The sequence below is a fragment of the Helicobacter pylori FD535 genome (assembly GCF_000296015.2).
GTDB classification, from domain to species: Bacteria; Campylobacterota; Campylobacteria; order Campylobacterales; family Helicobacteraceae; genus Helicobacter; species Helicobacter pylori_CT.
The window spans coordinates 12,799-28,557 of record NZ_AKHP02000020.1 but is presented as its reverse complement, the minus strand read 5'-3'; the positions used below and the strand labels follow the sequence as shown (position 1 = coordinate 28,557).

The 15,759-nt window shown below is 39.2% G+C and carries 17 protein-coding genes and 4 tRNA genes; 13 read left to right on the top strand and 8 right to left on the bottom strand.

The window, feature by feature from the left end; genetic code table 11:
- The first annotated feature begins 13 nt into the window (after window positions 1-13).
- The 4 genes from DV63_RS12415 (at window position 14) to DV63_RS12400 (ending at window position 2,864) form a co-directional block, all read left to right on the top strand.
- Window positions 14-742, top strand: a complete 729-nt coding sequence (locus DV63_RS12415) for an RluA family pseudouridine synthase (RefSeq protein ID WP_000409679.1) — start codon at window positions 14-16, stop codon at window positions 740-742.
- 9 nt (window positions 743-751) lie between these two features.
- The gene (gene lgt / locus DV63_RS12410) at window positions 752-1,591 is read left to right on the top strand and encodes a prolipoprotein diacylglyceryl transferase (RefSeq protein ID WP_000995040.1); all 840 of its coding nucleotides are present in this window, start codon (window positions 752-754) and stop codon (window positions 1,589-1,591) included.
- A 10-nt stretch (window positions 1,592-1,601) separates the two neighbouring features.
- Window positions 1,602-2,234 carry an oxygen-insensitive NAD(P)H-dependent oxidoreductase RdxA gene (gene rdxA / locus DV63_RS12405; protein WP_000670084.1) on the top strand — a complete coding sequence of 211 codons (633 nt, stop codon included), beginning with the start codon at window positions 1,602-1,604 and terminating at the stop codon, window positions 2,232-2,234.
- 63 nt (window positions 2,235-2,297) lie between these two features.
- The gene (locus DV63_RS12400) at window positions 2,298-2,864 is read left to right on the top strand and encodes a hypothetical protein (RefSeq protein WP_000476731.1); all 567 of its coding nucleotides are present in this window, start codon (window positions 2,298-2,300) and stop codon (window positions 2,862-2,864) included.
- 2 nt (window positions 2,865-2,866) lie between these two features.
- On the opposite strand, the gene DV63_RS12395 is transcribed toward DV63_RS12400, so the two are convergent.
- Complete coding sequence (locus DV63_RS12395) at window positions 2,867-3,523, bottom strand: CinA family protein (RefSeq protein WP_000669275.1); 657 nt, start codon at window positions 3,521-3,523, stop codon at window positions 2,867-2,869.
- Between the two features lie 10 nt (window positions 3,524-3,533).
- Window positions 3,534-4,148: a recombination protein RecO gene (recO, locus tag DV63_RS12390; protein WP_017179803.1), complete on the bottom strand. Its 615-nt coding sequence runs from the start codon at window positions 4,146-4,148 to the stop codon at window positions 3,534-3,536.
- Between the two features lie 80 nt (window positions 4,149-4,228).
- Between recO and accD the strand changes: the two genes are divergently transcribed.
- The 3 genes from accD to DV63_RS12375 are packed head-to-tail and all read left to right on the top strand — an operon-like array spanning window position 4,229 to window position 6,587.
- The gene (gene accD, locus DV63_RS12385) at window positions 4,229-5,098 is read left to right on the top strand and encodes an acetyl-CoA carboxylase, carboxyltransferase subunit beta (protein ID WP_000505057.1); all 870 of its coding nucleotides are present in this window, start codon (window positions 4,229-4,231) and stop codon (window positions 5,096-5,098) included.
- 13 nt (window positions 5,099-5,111) lie between these two features.
- Window positions 5,112-5,564 (top strand): 23S rRNA (pseudouridine(1915)-N(3))-methyltransferase RlmH, encoded by a 453-nt coding sequence (gene rlmH / locus DV63_RS12380; RefSeq protein ID WP_001203889.1) that lies wholly within the window; start codon window positions 5,112-5,114, stop codon window positions 5,562-5,564.
- Between the two features lie 9 nt (window positions 5,565-5,573).
- Window positions 5,574-6,587: a LapA family protein gene (locus DV63_RS12375; RefSeq protein ID WP_001213422.1), complete on the top strand. Its 1,014-nt coding sequence runs from the start codon at window positions 5,574-5,576 to the stop codon at window positions 6,585-6,587.
- Window positions 6,588-6,930: 343 nt separating this feature from the next.
- On the opposite strand, the gene DV63_RS12370 is transcribed toward DV63_RS12375, so the two are convergent.
- The 6 genes from DV63_RS12370 to DV63_RS12345 all read right to left on the bottom strand — a co-directional run bounded on the left by DV63_RS12370 (window position 6,931) and on the right by DV63_RS12345 (window position 9,698).
- Complete coding sequence (locus tag DV63_RS12370; RefSeq protein WP_000953828.1) at window positions 6,931-7,293, bottom strand: hypothetical protein; 363 nt, start codon at window positions 7,291-7,293, stop codon at window positions 6,931-6,933.
- Between the two features lie 310 nt (window positions 7,294-7,603).
- A complete protein-coding gene (locus tag DV63_RS12365; RefSeq protein WP_000524386.1) occupies window positions 7,604-9,094 on the bottom strand; it encodes a Na+/H+ antiporter NhaC family protein in 1,491 nt (496 codons plus the stop codon).
- A gap of 125 nt (window positions 9,095-9,219) precedes the next feature.
- Window positions 9,220-9,307: transfer RNA gene (locus DV63_RS12360), tRNA-Ser, on the bottom strand.
- Between the two features lie 35 nt (window positions 9,308-9,342).
- Window positions 9,343-9,417: transfer RNA gene (locus DV63_RS12355), tRNA-Cys, on the bottom strand.
- A 78-nt stretch (window positions 9,418-9,495) separates the two neighbouring features.
- A tRNA-Leu gene (locus tag DV63_RS12350) sits at window positions 9,496-9,582 on the bottom strand.
- A gap of 41 nt (window positions 9,583-9,623) precedes the next feature.
- Window positions 9,624-9,698: transfer RNA gene (locus DV63_RS12345), tRNA-Gly, on the bottom strand.
- A 316-nt stretch (window positions 9,699-10,014) separates the two neighbouring features.
- Here DV63_RS12345 and DV63_RS12340 point away from each other — a divergent pair.
- The 6 genes from DV63_RS12340 to DV63_RS12315 all read left to right on the top strand — a co-directional run bounded on the left by DV63_RS12340 (window position 10,015) and on the right by DV63_RS12315 (window position 15,724).
- A complete protein-coding gene (locus tag DV63_RS12340) occupies window positions 10,015-10,392 on the top strand; it encodes a RidA family protein (protein ID WP_000665795.1) in 378 nt (125 codons plus the stop codon).
- A gap of 22 nt (window positions 10,393-10,414) precedes the next feature.
- Entirely contained in the window at window positions 10,415-11,647 is a 1,233-nt protein-coding gene (locus tag DV63_RS12335; RefSeq protein ID WP_000712538.1) for an NAD(P)/FAD-dependent oxidoreductase, read from the top strand.
- A 40-nt stretch (window positions 11,648-11,687) separates the two neighbouring features.
- Window positions 11,688-13,040, top strand: a complete 1,353-nt coding sequence (locus DV63_RS12330; RefSeq protein WP_000447544.1) for an alanine/glycine:cation symporter family protein — start codon at window positions 11,688-11,690, stop codon at window positions 13,038-13,040.
- Between the two features lie 6 nt (window positions 13,041-13,046).
- A complete protein-coding gene (gene alr, locus DV63_RS12325; protein WP_000917993.1) occupies window positions 13,047-14,180 on the top strand; it encodes an alanine racemase in 1,134 nt (377 codons plus the stop codon).
- Window positions 14,181-14,250: 70 nt separating this feature from the next.
- The gene (locus DV63_RS12320; protein ID WP_000756417.1) at window positions 14,251-15,027 is read left to right on the top strand and encodes an amino acid ABC transporter substrate-binding protein; all 777 of its coding nucleotides are present in this window, start codon (window positions 14,251-14,253) and stop codon (window positions 15,025-15,027) included.
- A complete protein-coding gene (locus tag DV63_RS12315; protein ID WP_031202316.1) occupies window positions 15,011-15,724 on the top strand; it encodes an amino acid ABC transporter permease in 714 nt (237 codons plus the stop codon). The genes DV63_RS12320 and DV63_RS12315 overlap by 17 nt, the downstream gene beginning before the upstream one ends.
- The last annotated feature ends 35 nt before the right edge of the window (window positions 15,725-15,759 follow it).

The following is a 15,759-nucleotide window of genomic DNA, read 5'->3' as shown; positions in this document are numbered from 1 at the left end:
ATAAAGGATAAACATGGAAAAAGCTTATAAAATGTTGAGCGTTCAAGAAAACATTTCGCATAAAAAAGCCAAAGCTTTGATTGATTTGGGGTTAGTGAGTGTAGGGGGGAAGAAATTGATGGTCGCCAGAAAAGAATTGCCCAAAAACACGCATTTTAACATCCAAAAGGTTGAAAAACCCAGCGTGATTTTTGAAGATGAAAACATTCTAGCCCTTTTTAAACCCCCCTTTATAGAGAGCTATGATTTAGTTTCTTTTTTCAAAGGTTGGGTTTTGTTGCACCGCTTGGATAAAGAAACAAGCGGGGTGGTTTTATTGGTGAAAGAAAATTCAGAATTCCACTTAAAAGCTAAAAAGGCTTTTAAAGACAGGGCGGTTAAAAAGGAGTATTTAGCGCTCGCTCAAGGCATTATAGAAGAAGAACAAGAAATCAACGCTCCCATTCTTACGATTAAAACCACTAAAGCTTTCAGCAAAATCTCTAAAAAAGGGCAAGAAGCGGTTACGATAATCACGCCCTTAAAAATCATCAACAAAAAAACCCTTTTAAAAGTGGGAATCAAAACCGGAAGAACCCACCAAATCAGAGTCCATTTAAAGCACATCAACCACCCCATTATAGGCGATACGCTTTATAATAATGAGCCAAGTTCAGCCAAACGCTTGATGCTCCATGCGCATAAAATCGCGCTACTAGGGTATGAATTTGAAGCGATCCCCCCTAAAGAATTTGAAATTTAAGGATTGAGCATGAACGCTTGGAATACGATTTATGATGAATTTAACCCCATCGCTTTTAGTCTTGGCAGTATTGAAGTGCATTGGTATGGTTTGGCGTATGCGTGCGCGATTGTTAGCGCTTTTTATATAGCGTTAAGAATGATCCAAAAAGACCCCAAGCGATTCCCCATTGAAAGGAAGGAATTTGAGAGTTATTTTTTATGGGCGGAGCTTGGCATTGTGCTAGGGGCAAGGATAGGATACATTCTTATTTATGAACCTAATTCCAGCTATTATTTGACGCATTTTTGGCAAATCTTTAACCCTTTTGACAGCCATGGGAATTTTGTAGGCATTCGTGGGATGAGCTATCATGGGGGATTGGTGGGGTTTTTGATCGCTTCGTATCTTTATAGCCGTAAGGATTTGAAAAAGCTTTTGATTTATTTGGATTTGATTGCGATTAGTTTGCCTTTAGGGTATGTTTTTGGGAGGATTGGGAATTTTTTAAATCAGGAGCTTGTGGGGAGAGTTGTCCCCAAAGACAGCCATTTAGGGCAAATCATAGGCATTATGGTGGATCATCAATTGCGTTATCCCAGCCAATTGATTGAAGCGTTTTTAGAGGGGGTTATCGTGTTTTTAATGGTAATGTGGGCCAAAAAACACACCAAAACGCATGGGTTGCTGATTGTGGTTTATGGCCTAGGGTATTCCTTGATGCGCTTTATTGCGGAATTTTACAGAGAGCCGGATAGTCAATTAGGGGTTTATTTTTTAAATTTGAGCATGGGGCAGATTTTAAGCTTACTTATGGTAATCGTTTCGTTAGGGATTTTATTGTATGCTACAAAAAATTCTAAAAAATAAAGGAAAATCAATGAAATTTTTGGATCAAGAAAAAAGAAGACAATTGCTAAATGAGCGCCATTCTTGCAAGATGTTTGATAGCCATTATGAGTTTTCTAGCGAAGAATTAGAAGAAATCGCTGAAATCGCTAGGCTATCGCCAAGCTCTTACAACACGCAGCCATGGCATTTTGTGATGGTTACTAACAAGGATTTAAAAAATCAAATTGCAGTGCACAGCTATTTTAATGAAGAAATGATTAAAAGCGCTTCAGCGTTAATGGTGGTATGCTCTTTGAGACCCAGCGAGTTGTTGCCCACGGGCCATTACATGCAAAACCTTTATTCGGAGTCTTATAAAGTTAGAGTGATCCCCTCTTTTGCTCAAATGCTTGGCGTGAGATTCAACCACAGCATGCAAAAATTGGAAAGCTATATTTTAGAGCAATGCTATATCGCTGTGGGGCAAATTTGCATGGGCGTGAGCTTAATGGGATTGGATAGCTGCATTATTGGAGGCTTTGATCCTTTAAAAGTGGGCGAGGTTTTAGAAGAGCGTATCAATAAGCCTAAAATCGCATGCTTGATCGCTTTGGGTAAGAGGGTGGCAGAAGCGAGCCAAAAATCAAGAAAATCAAAGATTGATGCAATTACTTGGTTGTGATTAAACGAAATTAAAAACTTTTTAACTATAATCAAACCTAAATTAAGTTTAAGGAGTGGTATTTTGTTTAAAAGAATGGTTTTAATCGCTCTTTTAGGGGTGTTTTCAAGCGTTTCATTAAGCGCTAAGAGTCTTTTAAGAGATGATGGGATTTTAGTCTCTGATTTAAAGGGCATGAAATCAGAACTCTCTGATGCTCCTGCTTGGGTTTTTGAAGACCCTAAAGTCCCCTATGAAGAAATGGGCGTGGCGTATATCCCCGTTAGTAATAAATATTTAGGGATTGAGCAAGCGACCTTAAACGCTAAATTGAGCTTGATTGTGGTTTTTCATGAAATCATGTTGAAGTATAAAAAACGCTTCATGGAGCAATTCCATGAGTCCGAGAAAACGGTTACGAATATCAGCTACGCTATCTATAATTACCTAGCGACTAAGATTCAGGTATCCGACACTTACACAAATTTAAAATCGGAGGTGGCTGTGGTGAAAATCAAGCTAGTGGGTTGCCAGATTGAGCAAATCAAAAGGTATTTGAAAGCGAGCGTTGAAAACCTTAATGATAATGAAATCGCTTACATCGCTAAGGTCGCTCAAAAAGAGTTTGGTAGCGTTTGTGCGTTAAGGTAGTGTTATAGCATTCTAGCGAGCATGTTTAGGGCATGCTCTACGCTTTTATTTTGAACGCTTTCTCTGTCCCCTTCAAAAAAACAGCGATCAATTAAAGCTTGAGATCCTAACTTTTGCGTGCCAATATAAATCGTGCCTACAGGGTTAGCCTTGCTCCCCCCATTAGGGCCAGCCACCCCACTGATCGCAAGCGCTAAATTGACTTTAAAATTCAAAAACACGCCTGATAGCATTTCTTTCACGCATTCTTCGCTATAAACCCCAAAGACTTTTAAAGTCGTGGCATTAACTTTCAATAATTCGCGCTTCACCTCTTCATTGTAACACACAACGCCCCCCATAAAAACCGCTGAAGCCCCGCTAACGGAAGCGAATGCATGCGATAATAGCCCCCCAGAGCAGCTTTCAGCCACCGCAATTTTTAAATCTAAAGATTTCAAGCGCTCTATTAAAGCGTTTGTGCTTTTTTTGTGATCGTCTAATTCCACAATATTGGAGTTAAAAAGCGTTTTAAGATAGATTCTCGCTTGTTGGATATTTCCGCCTTTTAATTCAATGCAATCTTCTTTGACTTGAGCGAGAACGTTCAATCGTTTCAATTCTTTTTCAATCAAAATAAAACCGCTCTCATTATCCATATTCAAAAATTTAAATTTCATTTTTAACCTTTCAAAACCCTAAATTCAGCGTGCGCCATAATTCTTCCACTTCTTCTGTTTCTAGATCAATCGTGCTTTGAGTGCGAAAAAAAGCTTGGATTTTTTCTAAATCCAGGCTTTTAGTTTTCAAACAAGAGGGGTGTGCTAAAATAAACCCTTGCGCTAAAGCGACAGAACGCTCTAATTTTGCATCGCATAAAAAACAAGAATTGTAACTTTGCAAGCGCCCTTCAAAATTCAAAAGCGTTGCATACATTTCTAAAACCACTCTTAAGGGGTGCTGTTTGGAGAGTTTGTTAGCCCCATCATCTAAAGTGTCAAAATAGACACTATCCAAAGAATGCACGCCCTCTAAATGCTTGAACAAGAGAGCGCAAAAGCGTTGCCAAAAAAACAAGCGCTCCATTTCTCTTTCCCAAATATAGCCTAAATGCAAAATATTCCTTAACTTGGGTAAAAATTTATCATCGTTTTCTTCTTCAAAATCAATTTTACGCCCCACATTCAGCACACTATGGCGTTTGCCGTAGAAACGATAGAGGGTTTTGAGCTGGTTTTTGGTTAAAACGCGCACGATCAAATCTTCATCTCTTATGCTTTGTGTTTGTAAAAGAAACCCTTGCATCACTACTCTTAAGCTAATTTTGTTTATTATAAGCAAAACTTGGATATAATCCTAATAAAACTGCAAAATTAAGGAAAAACATGGGATTTGCAGATTTCTTTAAAAATTTTAAGATCAATAAATTGCGGACAGCACCAAGTAAGGAAGAACAGCCAAGCCATTGGGTGAAATGCCCTAAATGTTATGCATTAATGTATCATAAAGAAGTGTTTAGTAAATACAGCGTGTGTTTGAAATGCCATTACCATTTCCGCATGAACGCGGCTGAAAGGATTGAATTTCTGTGCGATGTGGGGAGTTTTGAAGAGTTTGACAAGCATTTACGGCCTAATGATCCTTTGAATTTCGTGGATAAAGAGAGCTATAAACAACGCATTAAAAAATACGAAAAAAGGACTAACCGCCCAAGCTCAGTGATCAGCGGTGAGGCTAAAATCAACCGCATGCCTTTGCAGATCGTGGTGTTTGATTTTAGCTTTATGGGGGGGAGTTTAGGCTCTGTGGAAGGCGAAAAGATTGTAAGAGCGATCAATCGTGCGGTCGCTAAAAGAGAAGCGTTATTGATTGTTTCAGCGAGTGGGGGGGCTAGGATGCAAGAATCCACTTATTCGCTCATGCAAATGGCTAAAACGAGCGCGGCTTTGAACCGATTGAGTGAGGCCAAACTCCCTTTCATTTCGCTCTTAAGCGATCCCACTTATGGGGGCGTTAGCGCGTCTTTTGCTTTTTTAGGGGATCTCATTATCGCAGAGCCTGGGGCGATGATAGGTTTTGCAGGACCTAGAGTGATTAAGCAAACTATAGGGGCGGATTTGCCTGAGGGCTTCCAAACAGCGGAATTTTTATTAGAGCATGGCTTGATTGATATGATTGTGCACAGGAAGGATTTGAAAAAAACTTTGAGCGATTTGATCGCTATGATGACGCATAAGACTTCAAAGATTTTTTAAAGTTTTAATATTGATGCGTTGCGTGGTGTATTCTATCGCTAAAAGCTCGCCTTTAGAGTTAGTGAAAATCTATCAAAAGCAATGCAGGCAATTTGATTGCGAGCTGGAATTAGTGGATTTATTCCCTAAAAATACCGCCAACGCTCAAAAAGTTTCTAAAGAACTCGCTCAAAAAAGCTATTCTCTAGCCTTTGAGCCGTATTTAAACCCTAAGGCAAAAAATATTGCCTTACACCCTAAAGCTCAAAGGGGCGATAGCTTTGCGTTTAGTAAAATGTTAGAAAATCATCTTAATATTAATTTTTTTATCGCTGGAGCGTATGGGTTTGAAGAAAATTTTTTAAAGGATTGTCAAGCTTGGAGTTTGAGCGAGATGACTTTTAGCCATGAAGTGGCTAAGATTGTCTTATGCGAGCAAATCTATAGGGCTTTAAGCATTATTTTTAAGCATCCATACCATAAATAGGAGGTGCGCATGCGTTTTTACATTATCTTTACATTTTTGTTCATTGTGGGTTTTGGTGTGTTTGTTTATAGTATTGATCCGCAAGCTTACGCCTTTAATTTAGGGAGCTACAGCTTCAATTTTCCCATTGCGGTATGGCTTATGGGCGTTTTAGGCATGTTCGCTTTTTTTTCATGGGTTTTTTTATTCAAGCACAACCTCAGCCATAAAATCCGCTTATACCATGAAAAAAGGGATTTTGACAAATTGCTCAAACAAATCCTATCCCAAGACACTCAAAAGACTTTTTTAAAAACGAAATTTAAAAGCGATCTCGCTAAAAACCTCTCTCAAATCTTAGCCCGCTATGATTTAAAGGCTGATTTAAACACGCCAAATAGCGGGTGCGAAAAAGTGGACAACCTTTTTAAGCATTACCACAATATAGAAAACAACACCCTTGAGCCTAAAGATCACGCTAAGCATTCGCTAGCTTATGAGCATGCTTATTTTTCTAAACGTTTGAAAGCTTTCATTCATAACGATTTAAAAAACGCCTTTGAAGTTTTAACAAACGCGCAAATCCCTTTGGAATTACGCCGCTACGCTTTTATAGAAATCGCCCAAAAAGGCAACAAAAAAGAGGTTTTAAAGGCTTTGAATGCGATGCAAGAGAACTTGGATAAAGAGTGCGTGAAGTCTTTTTTAAAAGCCTTTTTTGAAAAATCTTTAAACACAGACACTTTAAAAATTTCAGAGCTTTGCAAAAAGGTGGGTTATGACAAGAATGATTATTTAAAGCTCGCACAAAAAGCGCAAAAATTTCTTGTCCCCGATCAATGGTTCCAGTTTTTTGAGGTTTTAAGCCAAGAAGACGATAAGGCGCAAAAAGCCTTTTTATTCGTGTTGTTAGAATTAGAAATGAATGATCTCGCTAAGGAGCATCTAGCGGTTTTATCCTTTGAAGAATACATGCTTTTAAACGCTTACATGGATTTGAAACAAGAGCATAAAAAAGCTTATAAACTAGAAGCGTTTTTGTAGGGGGTTTTGTTTTACAAAAAATTCAAGGAACGGGCTAATGGAGTCGTTTTTAGCACCAAATAATGAGAGAAAAGAGACTGATCCTTTAAACCTTGATAAAACTAGTCCTAAAAGAAACAACTAAAGCCAAAATACGCTATAACCCACCATAAAAAGTTTTAGTAACCCGTATTTGATGAAAACAGAGCCTTTTTATTTTTCTTCTACGAATTTTTATCCATATCTTGAAAACACTCCACTCAATCAACATGAAGAGTCCTAAGAAGATTTAAAAAAAGGCTAAAAAATAAATTTGTATTTTTAAAAGACAATAAGGGTATTAAAAAATACCCCAAACAACGCCTCAAAAACGCACCACCATAGTGGCCATGTATGAGCCTGATTTGAAGTTGCTAGGAGCGCCTTCAGGCAATTTGATATGAAAATACTTTTGACAACCATTGATCGCTTTTTCATAATTTTTAGTGAAAGAATGATGGTGGCGGTTTTCCAAAGGCCCTTTCATGTGTTTGCTCGTTAACGCAGAACGCTTCAATTTGACAAACAGAAGCAAGTTTTCACCGAACAACGATTTCATCGTGAAAGCGAACGCTCGTTTGTAAAATGTCCGTTTGTCAATATCAATCCCAATAATCCCACTTCCAGCCGAATAGACTAAAGGTTTTGAATACAATCTCAGATCATCGCCACTCAAAACGCTTAACAAAATCCCTAAACTTATTAGTGTCCTAACCCCATTTTCTTTCCTTAAGATATAACATTATCCGTTTCACAGATAAGGAAATTTAACTTAAAACACCTTAATGGTTGATTAAAAAATTAAAAAAAATGTATTTTTTTAAAAAGCGTTACTCTTTAGAGATTTGTGGAGATTTTTATAATTGATGGTTATTTTTGAATAACTTTTTTTAATTGATTGGTAATAAAATAAGATTCTTTTTTAGTCAAATGTGAATCGCTAAAACCTTATTTTAATTTTAAAAAATGGGATTTTTAAGCTTTATTTCAGTCAATATTCAAGTTTTTAGATTTTCACCATAAAACCTTTTTAAAAGATAAAACACCCCCACAAGCAAAGCCACACCGATTAAAAGAGCGAGCGAGCGCGAATGCATAAAACTTGCCACCCCCAAACTCACCGCGCTGCAAAGCATCGCAATGGTCGCATAAGGGAGTTGTGTGATGAAATGGCTTTGCACCGAACACCCTGCCCCTGCAGCCGATAGTATAGTCGTGTCAGAAATGGGGCTTGTGTGATCGCCATAAACCGCGCCTGAGAGGATCGCTGAAACGATCAAAATAATATCGCTTTCATTGGCCATGCCCGCTCCAATGGGAAGCATGATCGCAAACGCTCCCCAGCTTGTGCCGGTAGAAAAGGCGATAAACCCAGAGATTAAAAAAAAGATTAAAGGCATATACACGCCTCCCCCACTATTTAAAAACCCCTTGCTAATGTCGGCCAAGTAAAGCCCTGTTTGAGCGTCATCTCTAATCACAGGCCCAATAGCCCAAGCGAGCGTTAAAACCAGTATCGCCGGCCCCACACTCTTAAAGCCATCCAACATGAGTTTAAAAAAGCTCCCTTTTTCTAAAAACTCATAAGCTAAAAGATAAGTGACAATGAGCGAAAACAGCCCTCCATAAAAGAGCGAAAAGCTCGCATCAGTGTTTTTTAAGATCACTGCGGTATAAAAAATCAATGATGAAATGGACACAATCAATAATAAAATAGAAAGGGGTAACAAACTCAAGGGGGCTAGTTTTGAAGAGCTTTCTTCTTGTTCGCTATAAAAATCCTTCACGCCTATGTTTTGATACTTTCTCATGCTAGGGAGGTTGATTTGCCACAAAATAGTGAGAAAGACTGCAATGAGCGCAAAAATCGCATAATAATTACTGCTTAAGCTTTGCACAAGCACTGAAAAACTATCTTTTAATAAGGGCGAGCTGTCGTTATTCATGATCCCCATAATATATGCCCCCCAACTAGAAATGGGGACTAGTAAGCACACCGGCGCTGAAGTGGAGTCTATAATATAAGCCAAGCGCTCTCGTGTGGAGTTATGAGCGTCGTTTAAAGACTTTGAGATTTGCCCCACGGTCAGAGCGTTAAAATAATCATCTACAAAAATAATGATGCCTGAAAAAAAGGCGATAAATTCAGGGGTTTTGGCGTTTTTTGAGTATTTTTTGGCTTTTTTGACAAAGTTTTGCACGCTACCGGATTTTAAAATCACTTGGCTTAAGACGCCTAAAAAGATTAAAAACCCAAAAACATAGAGATTAGACAGATTGAAATGAAGCCCTTTTATTGGCTCATAAGTGTAAAAAACGGAAGTGATTTTATGATAAATATATTCTACAAGTTGGGAAAGGTGTAAAGAATGCATTAAAACAGCGCTTACTAAAATGCCTACAAACAACGAGAGCGCGACTCTTTTAGTGAAAACCACCATTAAAATAACACTAAAAGGAACAATAAGGCTTGATGCTGACAATCCCACCGAATAAAATCCTTTAAACTAATCTTTAAATTTCAATTAAAAGAGACAATCAATATTCACAAAATTCTTTGTTAAAAGAAGAGATGAATTTGCCAAAACAAATCGCTTAAAAGATTTTAATCAAGTGGCCGGGAGAGAGGGATTCGAACCCCCGGAGGTATGACCCTCAACGGTTTTCAAGACCGCCGCTTTCAACCACTCAGCCATCTCCCGCTATTTTCATAAAAGTCCCTAAATGACTACAATTATGGAGGCGACACCCGGATTCGAACCGGGGAATCAAGGTTTTGCAGACCCATGCCTTACCACTTGGCTATGTCGCCTTAAATTTAACAATAGTGCGTCTATTGAGATAACAAAATTAAACCATGTTTAATTTAATTTGGTTTAATTTGCAATGATGGTGCCCAAAGCCGGACTTGAACCGGCACGGTATTGCTACCGAGGGATTTTAAGTCCCTTGTGTCTACCAATTCCACCACCTGGGCAAACTAAATAGAAACCATGCTCTAGAAGTTAAATCAAAATATGGAGCGGGAAACGGGGATCGAACCCGCGGCCCCGACCTTGGCAAGGTCGTGCTCTACCACTGAGCTATTCCCGCACTCTTTATTCAAAAAGACGATTGTTATTGTATCTAAACTCAATAATAAAAGTCAAGGGCTTATGAAAAATTTCAAAACTGATTTTAAAACCAATCAAAAACAGCCAAAACCCCTTTTATTTAAAAAATGAACAATAATGTTTTGAGTTTCCATTCAAACAAAACCCGTTTAAGAATTTCTAAATATGGGTAAAAAATATACAATACCTTATAATAAGATGAAAATTCATGGCGTTTTGCACTCATTTTTTATTTCTTTATTAATTTGATTGCATAATAATAGCTGACATAACACATCATCATAGGAGTTTCAATCATGAAAGAAGTCATCCATTCAACGCTAGCCCCAAAAGCGATAGGCCCTTACTCTCAAGCTATCGCTACTAACGATCTTGTTTTTGTCTCTGGGCAATTAGGCATTGATGCGAGCACCGGCGAATTTAAAGGCGCGGACATTCATTCTCAAACCACGCAGTCAATGGAAAATATCAAAGCGATTTTAAAAGAAGCAGGGTTAGGGATGGATAGCGTGGTTAAAACGACTATTTTATTGAAAAGTTTAGACGATTTTTCGGTGGTGAATGAAATTTATGGGAGTTATTTTACAGAGCCTTATCCGGTTAGAGCGACCTTTCAAGTGGCTAAATTGCCTAAAGACGCTTTAGTAGAAATTGAAGCGATAGCCATTAAGTAATTCTATTAAAGGGACTATCAGCATGAAAAAAGAAGTCGTGGTCATAGGCGGTGGGATTGTAGGGCTTTCTTGTGCGTATTCTATGCATAAATTAGGGCATAAGGTTTGCGTGATTGAAAAAAGCGATGGTGCAAACGGCACTTCTTTTGGGAATGCCGGGCTTATTTCTGCGTTTAAAAAAGCCCCACTCTCATGCCCTGGTGTGGTGTTAGACACCCTAAAGCTCATGCTCAAAAACCAAGCCCCTTTAAAATTCCATTTTGGGCTTAATTTAAAGCTCTATCAATGGATTTTAAAATTTGTAAAAAGCGCGAACGCCAAATCCACGCACCGCACCATGGCGTTGTTTGAACGCTACGGGTGGCTGAGTGTTGATATGTATCATCAAATGCTAAAAGACGGCATGGACTTTTGGTATAAAGAAGACGGGCTTTTAATGATCTACACTCTAGAAGAAAGTTTTGAAAAAAAGCTTAAAACTTGCGATGACAGCGGTGCTTATAAAATCCTTAGTGCTAAAGAGACCAAAGAATACATGCCCGTTGTTAATGACAATATCTGTGGGAGCGTGCTTTTAACCGAAAACGCGCATGTGGATCCGGGCGAAGTGGTGTGCTCTTTGCAAGAATATTTACAAAATGCGGGCGTGGAGTTTCTTTATAATGAAGAAGTGATCGATTTTGAGTTTAAAAACAACCTCATTGATGGCGTTATCACGCATAAGGAAAAAATCCAAGCAGAAAAGATTATTCTAGCCACCGGGGCTAACCCCGCTCTCATTAAAAAAACCAAGAACGATTTTTTAATGATGGGGGCTAAAGGCTATAGCATCACCTTTAAAATGCCTGAAGAATTAAAGCCCAAAACCTCTTCTTTATTTGCGGATATTTTCATGGCAATGACCCCACGAAGAGACACCGTTAGGATCACTTCTAAACTGGAATTAAACACCAACAACGCCCTCATTGATAAAGAGCAAATCGCTAACATGAAAAAGAATTTAGCCGCTTTCACGCAGCCTTTTGAAATGAAAGACGCCATAGAGTGGTGCGGTTTCAGACCCTTAACCCCTAATGACATTCCTTATTTAGGGTTTGACAAACGCTATAAAAACTTAATCCATGCGACAGGGCTGGGGTGGCTTGGTATCACTTTTGGTCCGGCCATTGGTAAAATCATCGCTGATTTAAGCCAAGACGGAGCGAATGAAAAAAATGCCGATATTATGCTTTTTTCTGCCTTTTTTAGGGATTAAGGAATTTCTTTTTTAAACCCTAGTTTATTGAGGAGTTTTTATGGAAACGATTGATTTGGTGGTGCGTTTGTTATCTAATTTTGTGTGGGGGATTCCCATGCAAATTTTATTAGTAGGCACCGGCTTGTTTTTAACCTTCTATCTTAGGGGTTTGCAATTCAGTAAGATTTTTTATGCGATCAAAATCCTTTTTGACAAAGAGTCCCAATCTAAGGGCGACATTTCGCAATTTTCCGCTCTCATGCTCTCTTTAGGGGCGACTGTAGGCATTGGGAGTATCGTGGGCGTAGCGACTGCTATCAGCATTGCAGGACCAGGAGCGGTGTTTTGGATGTGGGTTACTGGGCTTGTTGGCATGGCGACTAAGTATTCTGAGGGGATTTTAGCGGTGAAATACAGGGAAAAAGGGGCGTTTGGATACAACGGAGGGCCTATGTATTACATCAAAAACGGCCTTAACATGCCCAAACTCGCCATGGCGTTTGCGATTTTTACGATTATTGCAAGCATTGGCACCGGTAACATGACGCAATCTAATGCGGTTTCTTCCATTTTGAGCGAACAAGCGAACTTGCCCACTTGGGTTTCAGGCTTATTGCTCACGATTTTAACCGCTTTCATTGTCATAGGGGGGATTAAATCCATTGGTAAATTCACTTCTTACTTAGCTCCTGTGATGGTGCTTTTATATTTGATCGCTATTATTTATATCATTGTCAGCCATTTTGATTTGGCCGTTCAAGCGATCAAGCTTATTTTTGAAGAAGCCTTTAACCCTAAACCCGTTGTGGGCGGAGCGAGCGGCGCTTTGGTAGCGACAATGATAAAAACGGGCGTGGCTAGGGGATTGTATTCTAATGAAGCGGGGTTGGGGAGCTCAGCCATTATTGCCGCAAGCGCTCAAACGCGCCACCCGGTGCGCCAAGCCTTAGTGTCCATGCTCCAAACTTTTATTGTAACCTTAATAGTGTGTTCGGCAACAGCGAGCGTGATTTTAATGGCGCCAGAATACAACACTTTGCTCCCTAATGGGGAAAAATTAAGCGCTAATTTGCTCACTCTAAAAAGCACGGAGTATTTTCTAGGCTCATTAGGGACGGTGGTGATTTTTTTAACCATGATCTTTTTTGCCTACTCTACGATTATTGGTTGGGCTTATTATGGGGAAAAATGCACTGAATACGCCTTTGGTGAAAAAAAAGTGAAATATTACCGCTTGATCTTTTTAGCGAGCGTGATGGTGGGGGCTATGGCTAAAATTGATTTTGTGTGGAATTTAGCGGATCTTTCTAACGGGCTTATGGCTATCCCTAATTTGATCGCTTTGATTTTATTGCATAAAGTGGTTTATTCTGAAACTCGTTGGTATTTTAGCAAGTATTCTAACAAGTAAGATGGCATGTTAAAAAGGGCGAGTTTTGTAGAAGTGAATACCGCTTCTTTAAGGCATAATTTTAGTGCAGTCAAAAGTATTGTCCCTAAAGACGCCCACATCATGGCGGTTGTCAAGGCGAACGCTTATGGGGCAGGCGCAATTAAAGCGAGTGAAATTTTCTTACAAGAAGGGGCTAATTATTTAGGGGTAGCGGCCTTAGATGAAGCTTTAGAGTTGCGCTCTCATTTTTCTAAAACCCCCATTTTGATTTTAGGCTATAGCCCTAATTCTAACGCTCCCATGCTGATTGATAACGATTTGAGCGCTATGATTTTTAGCCTTGAACAAGCGGAAGTTTTTTCTCAAATGGCTTTAAAATCTCAAAAACGCTTAAAAGTGCACCTCAAAATTGATACCGGCATGCACCGCTTGGGACTAGAGCCTAATTTTAAAAGCATAGAAATCATTAAAAAAATCCGCGCTTTAAAGGGCTTGGAAATAGAGGGGATATTCACGCATTTAAGCAACGCTGATGCTAAGATTAAAACCCATGCTAAAAACCAAATGAAAGCCTTTAACGCTTTTTTAGAGCAGCTTTTAGAACAAAAAATAGAGTTTCAATACCGCCATGCCTACAATTCCGCCGGTATCCTTTCTTTGTGTAACGGGAATGAAAATCGTTTGTTAAACCTCTACCGCCCAGGCATCATGCTCTATGGTTTTTACCCTTCTAATGGAATGAAAGAATCATGCCCAACCATCTTAAAAAATGTTATCAGTTTAAAAGCCCAAATCGTTCAAATCAGAAGCGTTAAAAAGGGTGAATTTATTGGCTATGGCGAGCATTTTTATACCAATGAAGAGACTTTAGTGGGTGTTTTAGCCCTAGGGTATGCGGACGGGTTAGTGCGCGCTTTAGGCAATCGCATTCAAGTAGCGATCAATAACCAATTAGCCCCCCTTATTGGCAAGGTGTGCATGGATCAATGTTTTGTCAAACTCAATAATATTCAAGCCAAAGAGGGCGATGAGGCCATTTTGTTTGGGGATAAAAGCGCTAAGGCTAACGATGCAAGCGAAATCGCTACCCTTTTAAACACCATTTCTTATGAAACCATCAGCACCCTATCCAAACGCTTGGAGCGCGTCTATATTTAAAATCAAACCATGTAAAATTTTTATTTTGCGCTAGAATGCGCGAAAAATAATGATTAGGATTGATTAAAAAATGAAAAAAGTTTTATTTCTCTTTTTACTGGTGATAAGCTTTTTTAAGGGTTTTTTGAACGCTTCTAGCTTGTATGAAAGGCTTATCAATAAAGAAACGATCAGCGTTGGCACAGAAGGCATTTACCCCCCTTTCACTTACCACAATAAAGAAGGCAAGCTCACCGGCTATGATGTGGAAGTGGCCAGGGAGTTGGCTAAAGAGCTTGGCGTGAAAATCAAATTCCACGAAACTTCATGGGATATTATGCTTACGGGCTTGAAATCGGGGCGTTTTGATATGGTCGCTAATCAAGTGAGTTTGACGACTAAAAAACGCCAGGCGGCTTTTGATAAAAGCTTGCCTTATAGCTATTCAGGCACAATCATGTTAGTTAGAAAAGATGAAAACCGCATTAAAGACATCAAAGACATTAAGGGTTTGAGAGCGGCTAACACTTTAAGCTCCACTTATGGGGAAATCGCTTCCAAATACGACGCTCAAATCGTTTCGGTGGATTCTATGGCGCAAGCCTTGTTGTTAGTGGCGCAAAAACGAGCCGATTTGACTTTAAATAGTTCTTTAGCGATCTTAAACTACCTAAACACCCACAAAAACAACCCCTTTAAAATCGCATGGGAGTCCAAAGAAAAAGATGGGGGCGCTTCCTTTGTCATCAACAAGCACCAAGAAAAAGCCTTAGAGCTTATCAACCAGGCGGTGCAAAGATTGATAGATAAAGGGGTTTTAAAACGCTTAGGCGAACAATTTTTTGGAAAAGATGTCAGCCAGCCGTAATTTGTCTTTGTTTTTTGAGTCTTTAGATTTGAGCAAGGAGCGTTTGGAATTATTATTAGAGGCTTTCTACCCCATGCTAAAAGCCGCTTTTTGCATTTCTTTGCCTTTAGCGATCATCTCTTTTGTTTTGGGCTTATTCATTGCTGTTTTTGTGACTCTCATTAAAATCGTGCCCCCTAAACGTTTCATTCATAAGGCTTTATTAGCGGGCGTGAATTTCTATGTCTCGCTCATTAGAGGCACGCCTTTATTGGTCCAAATTGTGGTGGTGTTTTATGGTTTGCCCGCCCTTGGGGTTTATATTGATCCAATCCCGGCAGGCATTATTGCGTTTTCTTTTAATGTAGGAGCATACGCTTCAGAGACTTTGAGGGCTAGCTTTCTTTCTGTCCCTAAAGATCAATGGGATTCAAGCTTGAGTTTGGGCTTGAATTACTTGCAAACCTTTTGGCATGTCATCTTTTTTCAAGCGCTCAAAGTCGCCACGCCAAGCCTGAGTAACACTTTCATCAGCCTTTTTAAAGAAACTTCTTTAGCTTCTGTGGTAACGATCGCAGAGGTTTTTAGAATCGCGCAGCAAAAAGCGAACGCCAGTTATGACTTTCTGCCTATTTACTTGGAAGCCGCTTTGATTTACTGGCTTTTTTGCTTGGTTTTAGAAGCGGTCCAAAAGCGCGTGGAAAAAATCTTAAATTAAGTTGGCTTTAATCTAATTTTTTTTAATATTTGATG